The following is a 15,830-nucleotide window of genomic DNA, read 5'->3' on the forward strand; positions in this document are numbered from 1 at the left end:
GTATTTAGTTCATTTTTTCAACATAGAGCTGTTTAGCGATTTCTAGACTTACCAAGAGTTCTTCATTGTTGTGAATCAAAGTAAAGGTATTAGAGAAATCATCAAACTGTTGAACTTGGAGTTTGTCTCCGATATTGATGGCATGTTTTTCCAGATATTTTAGGAGATCAAAACTATCGTGAACGCGAGTCAGGAGATAGGTTCCAGCTTCTTTGGTTTCTGATAGTGGTAGGTTATTGATTTCAACCAAAAGCTCTCCTTTAGCAGGAATGGTACCACCGTGAGGGCAGGTCTTTGGAAAGCCGAGCATACTTTCTAATCTCTCTACAAAAAAGTCTGAAACGGTATGTTCTAATACTTCAGCTTCCTCATGAATTTGGTCACTGGTATAGTCTAGATGGTGGACCAGAAAAACCTCAATCAGACGATGTTTACGATAAAGTTCTGATACAAGTGTTAGACCAATATCGGTTAGCAAGTATCCTTTCTTCTTATCTTTTAAGATGAGATTTTCAGACTGCATGCGCTTAATCATTTCAGTTACAGCTGGAGGAGATACCTGCATTCGAGCAGCAATTTCCTTATTGGTAATCTTAGGAACATCCATGCCAATCTCATAAATACATTTTAAGTAGTCTTCTTTATTTGGTGTCATTCGCATTTCCTTGTTTATTATCTCCATCTAGTATACCAAAAAAGAGGCTGGGACAAAAGTCCTAGCCTCTCAATTGTCTTTGGATTGTCGAGCAAGACGCAGTGGTTGAGTGGACTCTACTACGCTGATTTCATCAGCTTTTACAGCCCTACTCAACTGTGCGGAGGTGGGACGACGAAATCGAATTCTAACGAATTACCGATTTCTGTCCCACTCTCTATTGCTACAAGAGCTTGACTTAGTTGAGTTTTTTTGCAGCTGCAATAGCGGCTTCAAAGTCTGGCTCGCTGTTGATATTGTCTACGTATTCGACGTAGCGGATGGTATTATCGGTATCGAGAACAAAAACTGCGCGTGCAAGCAGATGCCATTCATTGATTAAGAGGGCGTAATCGCGTCCAAAGGAGTGGTCGAAGTAGTCTGAAAGCATGATGGCATTCTCAATTCCTTCAACACCACACCAGCGTTTTTGTGCAAATGGAAGGTCCATAGATACCGTTAGGACAACAGTGTTGTCTAAGCTAGCCAATTCTTGGTTAAAGCGACGAGTCTGAAGCGAGCAGATGCCTGTATCGATAGAAGGAACCACACTTAAAATCTTTTTCTTTCCATCAAAGTCTGATAGTGATTTTTTTGAAAGGTCAGTCGTTGTGAGAGAGAAATCAAGTGCTTTGTCTCCTACTTGTAGTTGTTTTCCTGTAAACGTAACAGGGTTTCCAAGGAATGTAGTCATAAGCTACTCCAATCTTTTTTCTTTCATTTTACATTAAATGTTCAGACTTTTCCAATAGTTTGACCGAAAATTGATTAGACAAAAAACGCCAATACAAGGAGAATGACGTTTTTTAAATGTTTATTTTGCCAATCCTTCAGCAATCTTTTCAAGGTTGTATTTCATCATGTTGTAGTAGCTGTCGCCTTCTTTACCTTCTTCAGCGATTGAGTCCGTAAAGATTTGAGCATAGATTGGGATGTTTGTGTCTTGTGAAACAGTCTTCATTGGACGGTCATCGACACTTGATTCAACAAAGAGTGATGGAACTTTCATTTGGCGAAGTTTTTCAACCAAAGTCTTGATTTGGTCAGGTGTTCCTTCTTCTTCAGTATTGATTTCCCAGATGTAAGCACTTGGGACACCGTAAGCTTTAGAGAAGTATTTGAAGCATCCTTCGCTGGTTACGATGAGTTTCTTGTCCGCATCAATAGCGTTAAATTTCTCTTTGGCTTCCTTGTCAAGCTTGTCTAGTTTTTCAGTGTATTCTTTGAGATTCTTTTCGTAGAATTCCTTGTTGCTAGGGTCTTTGGCGATGAGTTGCTTAGCAATATTTTGAGCATAGATGATCCCATTTTCAAGATTGAGCCAAGCGTGTGGGTCTTCTTTCCCTTTTTCATTTTCCCCTTCTAGGTAGATGACATCAACGCCTTCACTAACTGCAAAGTAGTCTTTGTTTTCAGTTTTCTTAGCATTCTCAACTAATTTTGTAAACCAGGCATTTCCACCTGTTTCAAGGTTGATACCATTGTAGAAAATTAAGTCGGCTTGCGAAGTTTTCTTGACGTCTTCTGGTAGTGGCTCGTACTCGTGTGGATCTTGTCCTACAGGCACGATACTATGAAGATCAATCTTGTCTCCTGCGATATTTTTAGTAATATCAGCGATGATAGAGTTAGTTGCTACAACCTTTAGTTTTTGGTTTGTAGATGCTGTGTCTTTTTTTCCGCTAGCACAGGCAGCTAATCCAATGATAGCAAGAAAAAGAACAAGCAATGTACCTAATTTTTTCATTATATTCCTCCAGAGGGGCTCCCTCATTATTGTTTGATTTTTTTATTTTTCAGCTTCAGATAACGTTGTTTTGGTGCGATAAAGAAACTGATGAGAAAGAAACTTGCAGATGTCAGCACGATACTTGAACCTGCAGCCAGGTTAAAGCTATAACCGATAAAAAGTCCCAAGACAGAAGCTAGAGCTCCCAAGCCTGATGAAAGAAAAATCATGGTCTTTAGACTATTGGCGTAAAGATAAGCTGTCGCGGCTGGAGTAATCAGCATGGCTACGATAAGGATGGTTCCGACACTTTGCATAGCAGTCACTGACACCAAAGTCAAGAGTATCATGAGTAGATAGTGGTAGAAATTAACTGGCATGCCCATAGCTTTGGCTAGGAGTTCATCAAAGGATGTAATCAAGAGTTGCTTGAAGAAAATCCCGATAATCAATAGAATGAGAGCTCCCATACCGATGGTAATATACATGTCTATGTCTTGCACAGCTAAGATATTCCCAAAGAGAATATGGAAGAGGTCAGTCGAGCTTTTAGCCACACTAATCAAGATAATGCCCAGAGCCAATAAAGATGAAAAGGTAATCCCAATGGCAGTGTCACTCTTGATAATAGAGTTCCCCTTGATGTAGGTGATGATGACAGAGGCAAGCAGTCCAAAGATGATAGCACCAATAAAGAAGTCAATTCCTAAAATAAAAGAAAGAGCTACACCTGGTAAGACAGCGTGCGAGATAGCATCTCCCATAAGGGACATACCACGGAGAATGATAAAGCATCCGACCGCTCCAGCAACAATACCAATCACAACAGCTGTAATCAAGGCATTTTGGAGAAAGTGGAAGTTCTGCAATCCATCTATAAATTCTGCAATCATAGGTCACCTCCATTGAAAAAGAGTCGGTCACCATAAGCTTGTTTGAGATTGGCTTGGGTGAAGGTCTCCTTTGTTGGACCAAAGGCAATTAGCTCCTTGTTGAGAAGGAGTACCTGGTCAAAATAATGGGCAACCTTGCCGAGGTCATGGTGAACGATAAGGACAGTCTTGCCAGCTTTTTTAAGTTCTCTCAGCGTGTTCATGATGATCTCTTCACTGACAGAGTCAATCCCCACAAAGGGCTCGTCTAAGAGAATATAATCAGCATCTTGAACTAGACAACGGGCAATCAAGACACGCTGGAATTGGCCACCAGAGAGTTGACTAATCTGACGATCTGCGTAGTCAGAAAGTCCAACAATTTCTAGTGCTTCAGCCACCTTTTGCCAGTGGTTTGCTTTTAAAGTGTGAAAGAGTGGAATGGATGGATAGAGTCCCAGAGAGACACATTCTTTTACCTTGATAGGGAAGTTGTAGTCGATATGAATTTTTTGCTCGACATAGGCAACTTTCTTAAGAGATTTTTTCATTTCTTTATCTTCGATAAAAGCATGTCCTTCATGTGGGATAATGCCCAGCATACCTTTTAATAATGTTGATTTCCCGGCGCCGTTTGGACCAATAATTCCGGTAATCGTTGGTCCTTGGAGCACTAGTGAAATATCCTTTAGTGCCAACGTTTCTTTGTAGGAGACACTGAGGTTTTCGATACGTATCATACAGTTGTATTCCTCCTGGATTTTAATATACATTAATTTTATTTTTAAGTCAAGTTAATTTTGGTAAAAATTTAAAATATTAACGTTGAAATCAAATAGGAGGAGACGGCATTTTTAATTGCATTCCCCAGGGATTTTTGCTAAGCTAAGAATAAGTGAAATTAGGAAAGCGAGAACAAGATGACACGATATCAAGATGATTTTTATGATGCTATAAATGGTGAGTGGGAAAAGACTGCGGTCATTCCAGCTGACAAATCGCGAACAGGTGGTTTTATCGACCTTGATGAAGAAATCGAAGACTTGATGCTAACAACAACTGACAAGTGGTTGGCTGGAGAAGATGTTCCTGAAGATCCCATCCTAGCAAACTTTGTCAAATACCATCGTATGGTCAGAGATTTCGACAAGCGAGAAGCTGATGGCATCAAGCCAGTCCTTCCTATGCTTAAGGAATACCAAGATTTGGAGAGCTTCGCGGACTTTACAAGAAAGCTAGCAGAGTTTGAATTAGCTGGTAAACCAAACTTCCTTCCATTTGGTGTATCACCAGACTTTATGGATGCTAGAACCAATGTTCTTTGGGCTAGTGCTCCAGGAACAATCTTGCCAGATACGACCTACTATGCGGAAGACCATCCACAGCGTGAGGAATTATTGAATCTTTGGAAAGAAAGTACTGCTAATCTCCTCAAAGCCTATAACTTCTCAGATGAAGAAATCGAAGATTTGCTAGAGAAACGATTGGAATTGGACAGTCGCATCGCAGCTGTGGTGCTTTCTAACGAAGAAAGTTCAGAATATGCCAAACTCTATCATCCATATGCTTATGAAGATTTCAAAAAGTTTGCGCCTGCCTTACCTCTAGATGACTTCTTCCAAGCAGTGATTGGTCAAACTCCAGATAAGGTTATCGTAGATGAGGAACGTTTCTGGCAAGCGGCAGAGCAATTCTATAGTGAAGAAGCTTGGCCTTTGCTCAAGGCAAGCTTGATCTTGAGTGTGGTCAACCTTTCAACGAGCTATTTGACAGATGAGATTCGTATCTTGTCAGGTGCTTATGGCCGTGCTCTTTCAGGTGTTCCAGAAGCCCAAGATAAACGCAAGGCTGCTTACCACTTAGCGCAAGGACCATTCAAACAAGCCCTGGGTCTTTGGTATGCCCACGAAAAATTCTCTCCAGAAGCTAAGGCGGACGTAGAGAAAAAAGTGGCGACCATGATTGACGTTTATAAGGAACGTTTGGCTAAAAATGACTGGCTGACTCCTGAAACTCGAGAAAAAGCCATCGTCAAACTCAATGTCATCAAGCCTTATATCGGTTATCCAGAAGAACTGCCAGCTCGCTATAAGGACAAGGTAGTGGATGAATCTGCTAGCCTCTTTGAGAATGCCCTAGCCTTTGCGCGTGTAGAAATCAAGCACAGTTGGAGCAAGTGGAATCAGCCGGTTGACTACAAGGAGTGGGGAATGCCTGCTCATATGGTCAATGCCTACTACAATCCACAAAAGAACTTGATTGTCTTCCCTGCCGCTATCCTACAGGCTCCATTCTATGATTTGCATCAGTCATCTTCTGCCAACTATGGTGGTATCGGTGCGGTTATTGCCCATGAAATTTCTCACGCCTTTGATACTAATGGAGCTTCCTTTGATGAAAATGGAAGTCTCAAGGATTGGTGGACTGAGAGCGACTATGCTGCCTTTAAAGAGAAAACGCAGAAGGTTATCGACCAGTTTGATGGTCAAGAATCTTATGGTGCAAAAATCAATGGGAAACTAACTGTATCCGAAAACGTTGCCGACCTTGGAGGAATCGCTGCTGCCCTTGAAGCTGCTAAGAGAGAACCAGACTTCTCAGCTGAAGAGTTCTTCCATAACTTTGCTCGTATCTGGCGTATGAAAGGTCGCCCAGAGTTGATGAAACTCATGGCCAGCGTTGATGTGCACGCCCCAGCTAAACTCCGTGTTAATGTCCAAGTGCCAAACTTTGATGACTTCTTTACAACCTATGATGTCAAAGAAGGCGACGGCATGTGGCGCTCACCAGAAGACCGTGTGATTATTTGGTAAAATGATTTCTTAATCAAGTATAACTTGGCGTGAATGATTCATTTTTGAAGTTTATACATCTGAAAATGCAATGCTATCGAGGTTAATATGAAGAAATTTTTAATGATGCTTTCAGCTATTTTTTCGATTTCAGTTTTGGCATCTTGTGGTCTCAATAAGAATAATAGCAATACAGAACCTTCATCTCCACTATCATCTGTTTCCAAAGACGATAAGTCTAGTACATCAACAGAAGCAAAGACTGAAAATACAAGCGACTCGTCAACCAAAGTGTCACAATCAACTGCTGAAAATAAGAAGGAAACGGGACCAGATTTGTATAAAGAAGTGATTGAACGTTATAATCACTATACAGAGCTTTTAAAACAAGGTAATAGAGAAGATTTATACGAGGAAAATAAACAACACAAGATTGCTTCAGAAGAATATGGCATGATTTTCTCTCGTATGGATTATCAAAATGCACCAGACTTTAAATATGCCCTTCTTGATTTGAATAAAGATGGGCAAGATGAGTTGCTTATTGGGGATGAAAAATTCGTTTCAGCTATTTACTATTTGGAAAATCAAAAACCAAACTTACTTCATACAGCTTATGTAGCTTCTGCAGGTGGTTTTCGCTCAGGCTTTGTTATTTACGAAAATGGTCTAGTCTCTTATGCAGACTGGCAGTCAACTCGTCCAGAAATGAACCTGGCTCTATATTCGTTTGATAAAAATGGAGTGCAGAAGATTAAAGAAGCAACTATTCAAATCGGTGGTAATGAAAAAGCAGAGCAAGTTTTAGATATTTCTTCTGAAAAGCTTGATTTGTCTAACATTGACTGGAAAGAATTGAATCCAGCTAATTAGTTTTGAATTATTTTTCTAGTCAATGTTGATTCTACCGAGCAAGTAATGATGTAAAAATTGAAGTTACACAAAAACCAAGGATGATTGTCCTTGGTTTTTCACTTGCTAGAAAAATGGATTGAAAGTTTTTTCGTGGGCGATAGTCGTAGCCGGACCATGTCCTGGATAGACATCGTAGTTTGGGAGAGTAAAGAGCTGGGTTTGGACACTATGAAGGAGTTGTTCCATACTACCAGTTGGCAAATCTGTCCGACCAATGGTTTCTCGGAAAAGGGCATCTCCCGTTAAGACCAAGTGTCCATCTGGGAAAACCAATGAAACTCCACCGATAGAGTGGCCTGGCGTTGGTAAGACTGTAAAGCGGAATTCTTCAATCTGGTATTCTTCATGAAAAACATAGGTGTGTTCAGCTGGTTTGCAGATGACATCTGCCATATCGTCATGTCGAGGGAGACCTGAAAGGTTGTCAACAGGGGTATAGAGCCAAGAAGCTTCACTTTCTGCCACATAGACTGGAGGATTTCCATAAGTATCTCTGACCAAGTCAAGGCTCATAATATGGTCATAGTGAGTGTGGGTCAGAAGAATGGCACAGACCGGTTTGTTGATGGTTTCGATAGTCTTGCGAATGGCCTCCCAGTTGCTACCAGGATCGACTACAATCAGGTGTTGCTCCCCTTCAAGATAATAAGTATTTTCATAGGCGACAGGATTCACAGTTTTATGGATTTTCATAGGATTTCCTCTTTCATAGATTTACAGTTTCTAGTATAACACAGAAGCACAAAATAAGGAATCAACAAGAAAGTCCCTCCATAAAGGAAGGGACTTTTAACTTTTTAAAAATGATTTTTCCAGGCTTGGAAACGTGCATCCAGTAGGAGTTGTGTCAGATTTTTTAAGATTTCAACTTGCTCGGGCTCTAGTGTCTGGGCTTGAGAAACAAGTTGTCGAACATGGTCGATAGCATTTCTAGAAGATAAATCATTGATGGAAGTGATTCCAGATTCTAGGATGGTTCCGAAAAAGAGATCAAAGTAGAGCTCTAGTTCTTCATCGGGCACACTGTCCACCCATTCTTTAAGAGTGTCTTTGATTTGGAGACTTTCGCTACTAATTTCCTCTAGTTGGACAAAGTGTTTGTCTTCAACCTGCCAACTAAAGGTGTCATGCTGGGCAAGACCGCCTAAAGCAGTGCTTCGAACGACGATTTTCTTATCAGGGATTTCCAGCATCATCCCGATGATAGAACCTTGTGGGACAAATACTTTTGTTCTTTCCATCATGTTTTGATAGCCAGCTGTTTCGGTCAGTTCCTTGTGAAGTCCAGGCGCATCAAAAGTATAGACGGCGACAATGTTTTTTTGTAAAAGTGGGTCGAGTTGACTGGCAGCATAGACAGCTAAATTGCCCCCTTTTGAGTGTCCTGCTAGGACCACCTTTTGGTTAGGATGTTGAGCAAAAAAGTCCTGTAAATACTGGAGAGCATGTTTTTGAGCTGGAATTTCCTTCATATAGGTCATATGGAAATCTTCTTTCCAACCAATAATACTGTCGTCTGTGCCACGAAAGACAATCAGATAGGTATCTAGGTTCAGACGATAGGTCATAGCAGCGAATTGCTTTTGGAGTTCTTCATCAATATCGTTGACAAAGTTAGAGAGCTTGCTATTTTTAAAACGCTTGTGTGTGGAGAGTTGATCTAAGAGTTGCAGACGTTCTTTATTAGTCAACACGTTAATGTCACGAGGAACACGTGTTGCGACATCTAGTAAGCGATTATCTGATTCGTCTAGTAAGTTATCAAAAGACAGATAAGTCAGCTCAGTCAGAGCAAGTACATCCAGTTCATTTAATGGGATATCATAAAAAGAATCGTATTGAACATCAGTTAGATAGTCAAAAATATTGGCCATGAGAATTCCTTTCTTAACTTTTATCATATCAGATTTACATCAATTTTGCTAGTAGTGAAAAGAATTTTGCTATAATATAGAAAAAGGAGGAGCAGATGCATAAGATTTTACTAGTAGAAGATGATCCAGTTATTCGTCAGCAAGTTGGGAAAATGCTTTCCGAATGGGGTTTTGAAGTAGTCATGGTAGAAGACTTTATGGAAGTTCTGACTCTATTTGTTCAGTCTGAGCCTCATCTGGTCCTAATGGATATTGGATTGCCTCTCTTTAATGGCTATCATTGGTGTCAGGAAATTCGCAAGATTTCCAAAGTTCCGATTATGTTTCTGTCTTCAAGAGATCAGGCTATGGACATCGTGATGGCTATTAATATGGGAGCTGACGATTTTGTGACCAAGCCTTTTGACCAGCAGGTCCTTTTAGCTAAGGTACAAGGATTATTGCGCCGCTCTTATGAATTTGGACGAGATGAGAGTCTTTTAGAATATGCAGGAGTTATCCTCAATACCAAGTCTATGGATGTGCATGTCAATGGCAAAGCTATCAGCCTAACCAAGAATGAATTTCAGATTTTGCGGGTTTTATTTGAACATGCAGGAAATATCGTAGCGCGTGATGATTTGATGCGGGAACTCTGGAACAGTGACTTTTTTATCGATGACAATACCTTATCTGTTAATGTCGCTCGCTTGCGCAAGAAACTGGAGGAAGAAGGTTTGATTGGTTTTATCGAAACCAAGAAAGGGATAGGGTATGGATTGAAACATGCTTGATATTAAAAGTTTTTTTCTAGCTTATATCCGTTCGCGTAGCCGTTTTTTTGCTTTTATTCTATCGCTTACAGGTTTGCTTTTTCTCTTTGAAATCTTGTTTGATAAGCAAGGGCCCTACTTTAACTATTTCTTCTTTCTATCTACATTTTTGACATTTTTGTTTTTGGTATTTGATTTCTTGATAGAATTGCAACGTTATCGTAAGGAATTGCTCTATGGCGAAAGAAAAGCTAAGTCACCAATGGAAGTCCTTCTAACTGAAAAATTAGAGAAAAGCGAATCTGAACTCTATCAAAAGAAATCAGATGCTGAAAACCGCTATAATGATTTGGTGGACTACTATACACTCTGGGTTCATCAGATAAAAACACCAATTGCAGCCAGTAAACTCCTAGTGAGTGAGGTGGCAGATCGCCAACTGAAGCAACAGTTGGAGCAGGAAATTTTTAAGATTGATTCCTATACCAACCTCGTACTCCAATATCTACGCTTAGAAAGCTTCCATGATGATTTGGTTTTGAAGAAAGAAAATATAGAAGATTTAGTCAAGGAAGTCATTCGCAAATATGCCATTTTCTTTATCCAGAAAGGTCTAAGTGTCGATCTGCATGACTTGGATAGAAGCATTGTGACGGATAAGAAATGGCTGTTGGTAGTTATTGAACAAATCCTGTCAAATAGCCTCAAGTACACAAATGAAGGTGGGGTTGAAATCTACATGGATGGTTCAGACCTTTGCATCAAAGATACTGGGATTGGTATCAAAAACAGTGATCGGTTGCGAGTTTTTGAACGTGGATTTTCAGGATATAATGGTCGAATGACTCAGCAGTCATCTGGACTTGGGCTCTATCTAACCCAGAAAATCAGCCAAGAATTAGGACATCAGATTCAAATAGAATCCGAACTTGGGCAAGGAACAACTGTGAGGATTAAGTTCTCTGAAGTGAATTTACTGATTGAATGAAAAGAATTGTGAAGAGCTTGGAAGAAACCTTTCAAGCTCTTCTTTAGACCTTGATATAGTGAGAAAAAAGGCTTCAATCAGATAATACTCTTCGAAAATCAAATTCAAACCACGTCAGCTTCGCCTTGCCGTACTCAAGTACAGCCTGCGGCTAGCTTCCTAGTTTGCTCTTTGATTTTCATTGAGTATAAAATAGTTTAATCTTACAAAAATGTAAGATTAAAAGCCTCTTTTGTAAGGTTATGTTATGGCAAGCCACCTTTTTTTGGAGTAAACTTAGAGCATAAAGAAAAAGGAGAGGAACCATGAAAACAATCTTACAAAAGAAAGATACAAGTAAACCAAGTCCAAAAGAGATCGAGCGAGTTCAGCTCGGTTGCGCTATTATGCAGGCTCAGTTTCAATTAATGGGATATTAAAAAGGAGATTATCATGACACTATTAGATGTAAAACACGTTCAAAAGATTTATAAAACTCGCTTTCAAGGCAACCAAGTAGAAGCCCTGAAAGATATTCACTTTACCGTTGAAAAAGGCGACTACGTCGCTATCATGGGTGAGTCTGGATCTGGTAAATCTACTCTACTGAATATTCTTGCTATGCTTGACAAGCCAACGCGTGGGCAGGTCTTCCTAAATGGAACTGACACAGCTACCATTAAAAATTCTGAAGCATCAAGCTTTCGTCGTGAAAAGTTAGGCTTTGTCTTCCAAGACTTCAATTTGTTAGATACGCTTTCTGTTAAAGACAATATCTTACTCCCTTTGGTATTGTCTAGAAAGCCTATTACAGAAATGATGAAAAAATTGGTCGTGACGGCCGAAAATCTTGGCATCAATCAATTGCAGGAGAAGTACCCTTATGAAATCTCTGGAGGGCAAAAACAACGGGTTGCAGTTGCACGGGCTATCATCACAGAACCAGAAATTCTTCTTGCGGACGAGCCAACAGGTGCCCTAGACTCTAAATCATCTGCAGCCCTCCTTGATATCTTTGATCAGATCAATGAACAAGGGCAAACCATTCTCATGGTGACCCACTCAACAGCTGCGGCCAGCCGTGCAAAACGTGTTCTTTTCATCAAGGACGGTATTCTCTATAATCAAATCTATCGTGGTGAAAAGACGGATCGTCAGATGTTCCAAGAAATCTCTGACACCTTGACTGTTATGGCAAGTGAGGTGAACTAGTATGTTTCGATTAACCAATAAGTTGGCCATCTCCAACTTAATTAAAAACCGCAAACTCTATTATCCTTTTGCTTTGTCTGTCATTTTGGCAGTCACTATCAGCTATCTCTTTTACTCCCTAGCCTTTAATCCTAAAATTGTGGATTTGCGTGGTGCATCTTCTATACAATTTACCCTACAACTAGGGCTTGTCGTTGTGACACTTGCATCTGCCATTATCGTGCTTTATGCCAACAGTTTTGTCATGAAAAATCGCTCCAAAGAACTGGGTGTATATGGCATGTTGGGCTTAGAAAAGCGCCATTTGATTGGTATGACCTTTAAGGAACTCTTGATATTTGGGCTAGTAACAGTCACTGCCGGGATTGGAATTGGTGCCCTCTTTGATAATCTGATTTTCGCTTTGCTACTTAAACTTGCAAAGATGAAGGTAGAGTTAGTTGCAACTTTCCAATGGTCTGTAGTGCTTTCAATCCTTCTGGTATTCGGTTTTATCTTTTTAGTCATCGTTTTCCTGAACGCTGTACGCATTATCCGTATGGATGCTCTTCAGCTTTCTAGAGAAAAAGCGAAGGGTGAGAAGAAGGGGCGTTTCCTAGTTCTTCAGACGCTTGTAGGGCTAATTACTCTAGGTGGTGGCTACTACCTAGCACTAAGCGTAACAGATGCTTTCAAAGCTGTCGCTACTTTCTTTATTGCGGTTATGTTAGTTATTGTAGGGACCTATCTCTTATTCAATGCTGGTATTACAGTTTTCTTACAGTTGCTCAAGAAAAACAAGAGATATTACTACCAACCCAATAACCTCATCTCTGTTTCTAACCTTATCTTTCGTATGAAGAAAAATGCGGTCGGATTAGCAACCATTGCCATCCTTTCAACCATGGTTTTGGTTACTATGTCTGCAGCTACTAGTATCTACAACGGATCTGAGAATATGAAAAAACTCATGTATCCTCACGATTTTGATGTTAAGGGACAACATGTAGAAGTTGAGGATTTAGACAAGCTTTTGACTCAATACGCTAGCGAAAAGAACCTAACCATCAGCAATAAGGACGTCCTCAATTATGCAAGTTTCGGTCTTTCGAGTCAAGAGGGGACCAAATTAACCATCTTTGAAAAAGGGCAAAACAATGTCATGCCTAAGACAGTCTTCCTGGTTTTTGATCAAAAAGATTATGAAAAAATGACTGGACAAAAGCTGAACCTTACTGGTAACGAAGTAGGACTTTGGGCTCGAAACGACCAACTTAAAGATCAGAAAGCATTTAGTCTGAACAATCAGAACTATACAATCAAGGAAGCAATCCAGCAGGATTTTATTGCCAATCATGTTTCTAATCCCTATGTACTATTGGTATCGGATTATAACTATCTTGTAGTAGCTGATATTCAAAGTTTTTTGGAACAGTACCAGGATTCAGCTGTATACACACAGCTCTACGGTGGTATGGATGTAACAGCTAGTCTAGAGGAACAGTTAAAGCTATCTGATGATTTTGAGGAGTTTGTAAATAATTTTAGTCATAATCTCAAAAATGAAGACGGCATGGTTTATGGTGGAGGCACTGCAAGTGACGCAATTGCCCAAATGAATGCTCTCTTTGGAGGAGTTCTCTTTATTGGTATTTTCCTCTCTATCATCTTTATGATTGGAACTGTACTCGTTATCTACTATAAACAAATCTCAGAAGGTTATGAGGATCGTGAACGCTTTGTCATCCTACAAAAAGTGGGCTTGGATCAAAAACAAATCAAACAAACCATTAACAAGCAGGTCTTGACTGTTTTCTTCCTCCCTGTAATCTTTGCTTTCCTACACTTGGCTTTTGCCTATCATATGTTAAGTTTGATTCTTAAGGTCATTGGGGTAGTAGATACAGCTATGATGTTAAGTGTAACACTTTCTATTTGTGGTATCTTTGCCCTCATCTACGTACTTATCTTTATGATTACTTCAAGAAGCTATCGTAGAATTGTTCAAATGTAAAAACAGAAACATCAAAAAAGAGAGTGGGACAGAAATCGTTAATTCGTTAGAATTCGATTTCGTTGTCCCACCTCCGCACAGTTGAGTAGGACTGTAAAATCTGATGAAATCAGCGTAGTAGAGCCCACTCAACCACTGCGTCTTGCTCGACAATCCAAAGACAATTGAGAGGCTAGGACTTTTGTCCCAGCCTCTTTTTTAGTAGCTGGGATTTTGTCCCAGGTTTTATCTCTTATTTCTCAACACGTGATTTGTTGGCGATATCAGCTAGAATTGCTGCTACAAACTCATCATGTTTAAACATTAAAACGGTATCTACTTTCAGAGGAGATATCGTTTTTCTTCTTCGGATAAGGATACAAAAATTTCTTCCTTTCTCTATCTTTTAAATTAATTGATTTCTTCAGAGAAAGACTGTAAAATTTTTGATATAATGTTAAGAAGGGACTGATTCAAGACAGTCATATCTGGTCTTTCTTCCAGTCATTTTTCAAACAATATCAGTTGATAATCAGCTTAAATCAGATCTATCAGTTTGTCTATCTTTCTCTGATGGAGATCATGTCCTATCTTCACTTTGATTATTGGAAAAAACGGCTCGGTCAGGAGCTAGTATGAATAAGGAGAACAAATGAGACGTTTAAAAATGTTATGGCATATTATACAGGTTACGGGTTTTACTCGGTTTGCTCTGAGTTTTGTGACCTTTGTTTTTGGGTCAGGAGGCGTGCTTTTCCTAGTTGAACCTGCTATCACAAATTACGGAGACGGTCTTTGGTATGCTTTTGTGACTTCGACGACTGTCGGCTACGGGGATCTCCTAGCTGTGACCTTGATTGGAAGGATTACCAGTGTCTTCTTGACGATTTATGGGCTCATATTTTTTGGCTGTTTATCAGCTGTTATTATTAATTATTATACCGATTTAAATAAGGAAAGAGGAGAGGACAAATGACTGCCAATTATTCAACACGGGAATACCGTGAGAAATTATACGATGACCTTCATGTTCGATTGAGAGATACAGCGATTTTGATGTGTGCAATTTTTATTGCCTCTATCGGTCTAAATATGAATTCAACAGCTGTTATTATTGGAGCCATGTTAATTTCACCTCTCATGACACCGATTGTTGGACTGGGATTCGGTTTAGCTATTTTTGATACGCGTTTAATCAAGCAATCTCTAGAAGTTTTATTTACTCAAGTATTGGTTAGTTTGCTTGTCTCGACTCTGTATTTCTGGATTTCTCCCTTGTCTTATGCAAGTAGCGAGTTGATCGCACGAACCTCTCCAACCATTTGGGATGTTCTCATTGCTATTGCTGGTGGGATTGCTGGTGTGATCGGTTCAAGGAAAAAAGAAGCAAACAATATCGTGCCAGGAGTAGCCATTGCTACAGCTTTGATGCCGCCTATCTGTACTGCTGGCTATGGTTTAGCTAATGGGAATGTACGATTTTTATTGGGGGCTCTCTATCTTTTCTTGATCAACTGTGTCTTTATCATGCTAGCCAACATTGTTGGAACAAGAATTTTGATGAGAAAATCTCCTTTAACTTCATTTAAAGAGCTGAGCATTAAAATGAGAATTGGCTTGATTTCTTTGATTGTATTGTTGATTCTTCCAGCTAGCTATTCGGCAGTTACTCTGACAATAGAACAAGCGCGCAAAGAAGGGATCAAACAGTTTGTAGGAAAAGAGTTCGCCAATTATACGGTTATTAATCAAGTCTACAAGTCAAGTAACAATGAATTGGTCTTGACGGTTGTTGGAGATCCGATTTCAGAAGAAGAATTAGAAACACTCCACCAAAAACAAGCCTCTTACGGTATTCAATCTGTTCAATTGAAAGTGAATCAAGTTCAGAACTCGCCAACATTAGATAGTGAAGCGACCAAGGAATTTTATGAAAACATTGACAAGTATATTGATCAAAAACTCTCTGAAAAAGATTCACAAAACGATCTCGTAAAAGAAAATGAAGCAGACAAGGATTGAGGATAGTCAACTTATCTAACTCATGGAAG

Annotated in this window: 15 protein-coding genes; 8 read left to right on the forward strand and 7 right to left on the reverse strand. The window is 39.7% G+C overall.

What is annotated here, in order from left to right:
- Nucleotides 1-4: 4 nt before the first annotated feature.
- The 5 genes from ACWPUA_RS00580 to ACWPUA_RS00600 form a co-directional block, all read right to left on the reverse strand.
- Entirely contained in the window at nucleotides 5-655 is a 651-nt protein-coding gene (locus tag ACWPUA_RS00580; protein ID WP_016465543.1) for a metal-dependent transcriptional regulator, read from the reverse strand.
- Nucleotides 656-893: 238 nt separating this feature from the next.
- Complete coding sequence (gene tpx, locus ACWPUA_RS00585) at nucleotides 894-1,388, reverse strand: thiol peroxidase (RefSeq protein WP_454378522.1); 495 nt, start codon at nucleotides 1,386-1,388, stop codon at nucleotides 894-896.
- Nucleotides 1,389-1,508: 120 nt separating this feature from the next.
- Nucleotides 1,509-2,441 carry a metal ABC transporter substrate-binding protein gene (locus ACWPUA_RS00590; protein WP_036754875.1) on the reverse strand — a complete coding sequence of 311 codons (933 nt, stop codon included), beginning with the start codon at nucleotides 2,439-2,441 and terminating at the stop codon, nucleotides 1,509-1,511.
- A 26-nt stretch (nucleotides 2,442-2,467) separates the two neighbouring features.
- Complete coding sequence (locus ACWPUA_RS00595; RefSeq protein WP_004251242.1) at nucleotides 2,468-3,316, reverse strand: metal ABC transporter permease; 849 nt, start codon at nucleotides 3,314-3,316, stop codon at nucleotides 2,468-2,470.
- The gene (locus ACWPUA_RS00600; protein WP_006152594.1) at nucleotides 3,313-4,035 is read right to left on the reverse strand and encodes a metal ABC transporter ATP-binding protein; all 723 of its coding nucleotides are present in this window, start codon (nucleotides 4,033-4,035) and stop codon (nucleotides 3,313-3,315) included. The genes ACWPUA_RS00595 and ACWPUA_RS00600 overlap by 4 nt, the downstream gene beginning before the upstream one ends.
- A gap of 180 nt (nucleotides 4,036-4,215) precedes the next feature.
- On the opposite strand from ACWPUA_RS00600, the gene ACWPUA_RS00605 reads away from it, so the two are divergent.
- Together ACWPUA_RS00605 and ACWPUA_RS00610 are read left to right on the forward strand one after the other, a co-directional pair.
- Complete coding sequence (locus ACWPUA_RS00605) at nucleotides 4,216-6,108, forward strand: M13 family metallopeptidase (protein ID WP_454378525.1); 1,893 nt, start codon at nucleotides 4,216-4,218, stop codon at nucleotides 6,106-6,108.
- 87 nt (nucleotides 6,109-6,195) lie between these two features.
- Entirely contained in the window at nucleotides 6,196-6,960 is a 765-nt protein-coding gene (locus ACWPUA_RS00610; protein WP_424848205.1) for a hypothetical protein, read from the forward strand.
- A gap of 105 nt (nucleotides 6,961-7,065) precedes the next feature.
- On the opposite strand, the gene ACWPUA_RS00615 is transcribed toward ACWPUA_RS00610, so the two are convergent.
- Together ACWPUA_RS00615 and ACWPUA_RS00620 are read right to left on the reverse strand one after the other, a co-directional pair.
- Nucleotides 7,066-7,695, reverse strand: a complete 630-nt coding sequence (locus ACWPUA_RS00615) for an MBL fold metallo-hydrolase (RefSeq protein WP_070677615.1) — start codon at nucleotides 7,693-7,695, stop codon at nucleotides 7,066-7,068.
- Between the two features lie 104 nt (nucleotides 7,696-7,799).
- On the reverse strand, nucleotides 7,800-8,876 hold the full coding sequence (locus ACWPUA_RS00620; protein ID WP_223333176.1) for a DUF2974 domain-containing protein: 1,077 nt from the start codon (nucleotides 8,874-8,876) through the stop codon (nucleotides 7,800-7,802).
- 95 nt (nucleotides 8,877-8,971) lie between these two features.
- Between ACWPUA_RS00620 and ACWPUA_RS00625 the strand changes: the two genes are divergently transcribed.
- The 6 genes from ACWPUA_RS00625 to ACWPUA_RS00650 all read left to right on the forward strand — a co-directional run bounded on the left by ACWPUA_RS00625 (nucleotide 8,972) and on the right by ACWPUA_RS00650 (nucleotide 15,801).
- Entirely contained in the window at nucleotides 8,972-9,649 is a 678-nt protein-coding gene (locus ACWPUA_RS00625) for a response regulator transcription factor (RefSeq protein ID WP_000548968.1), read from the forward strand.
- On the forward strand, nucleotides 9,642-10,616 hold the full coding sequence (locus tag ACWPUA_RS00630; RefSeq protein WP_454378528.1) for a sensor histidine kinase: 975 nt from the start codon (nucleotides 9,642-9,644) through the stop codon (nucleotides 10,614-10,616). Before ACWPUA_RS00625 ends, ACWPUA_RS00630 begins: the two co-directional genes overlap by 8 nt.
- 432 nt (nucleotides 10,617-11,048) lie before the next feature.
- A complete protein-coding gene (locus tag ACWPUA_RS00635; RefSeq protein ID WP_006152604.1) occupies nucleotides 11,049-11,807 on the forward strand; it encodes an ABC transporter ATP-binding protein in 759 nt (252 codons plus the stop codon).
- A 1-nt stretch (nucleotide 11,808) separates the two neighbouring features.
- On the forward strand, nucleotides 11,809-13,800 hold the full coding sequence (locus ACWPUA_RS00640) for an ABC transporter permease (protein WP_454378531.1): 1,992 nt from the start codon (nucleotides 11,809-11,811) through the stop codon (nucleotides 13,798-13,800).
- A 631-nt stretch (nucleotides 13,801-14,431) separates the two neighbouring features.
- Nucleotides 14,432-14,755 (forward strand): potassium channel family protein, encoded by a 324-nt coding sequence (locus ACWPUA_RS00645; protein WP_001253404.1) that lies wholly within the window; start codon nucleotides 14,432-14,434, stop codon nucleotides 14,753-14,755.
- Nucleotides 14,752-15,801: a DUF389 domain-containing protein gene (locus ACWPUA_RS00650; RefSeq protein ID WP_454378533.1), complete on the forward strand. Its 1,050-nt coding sequence runs from the start codon at nucleotides 14,752-14,754 to the stop codon at nucleotides 15,799-15,801. The genes ACWPUA_RS00645 and ACWPUA_RS00650 overlap by 4 nt, the downstream gene beginning before the upstream one ends.
- The last annotated feature ends 29 nt before the right edge of the window (nucleotides 15,802-15,830 follow it).

The sequence above is a fragment of the Streptococcus sp. Marseille-Q6504 genome (assembly GCF_965111625.1).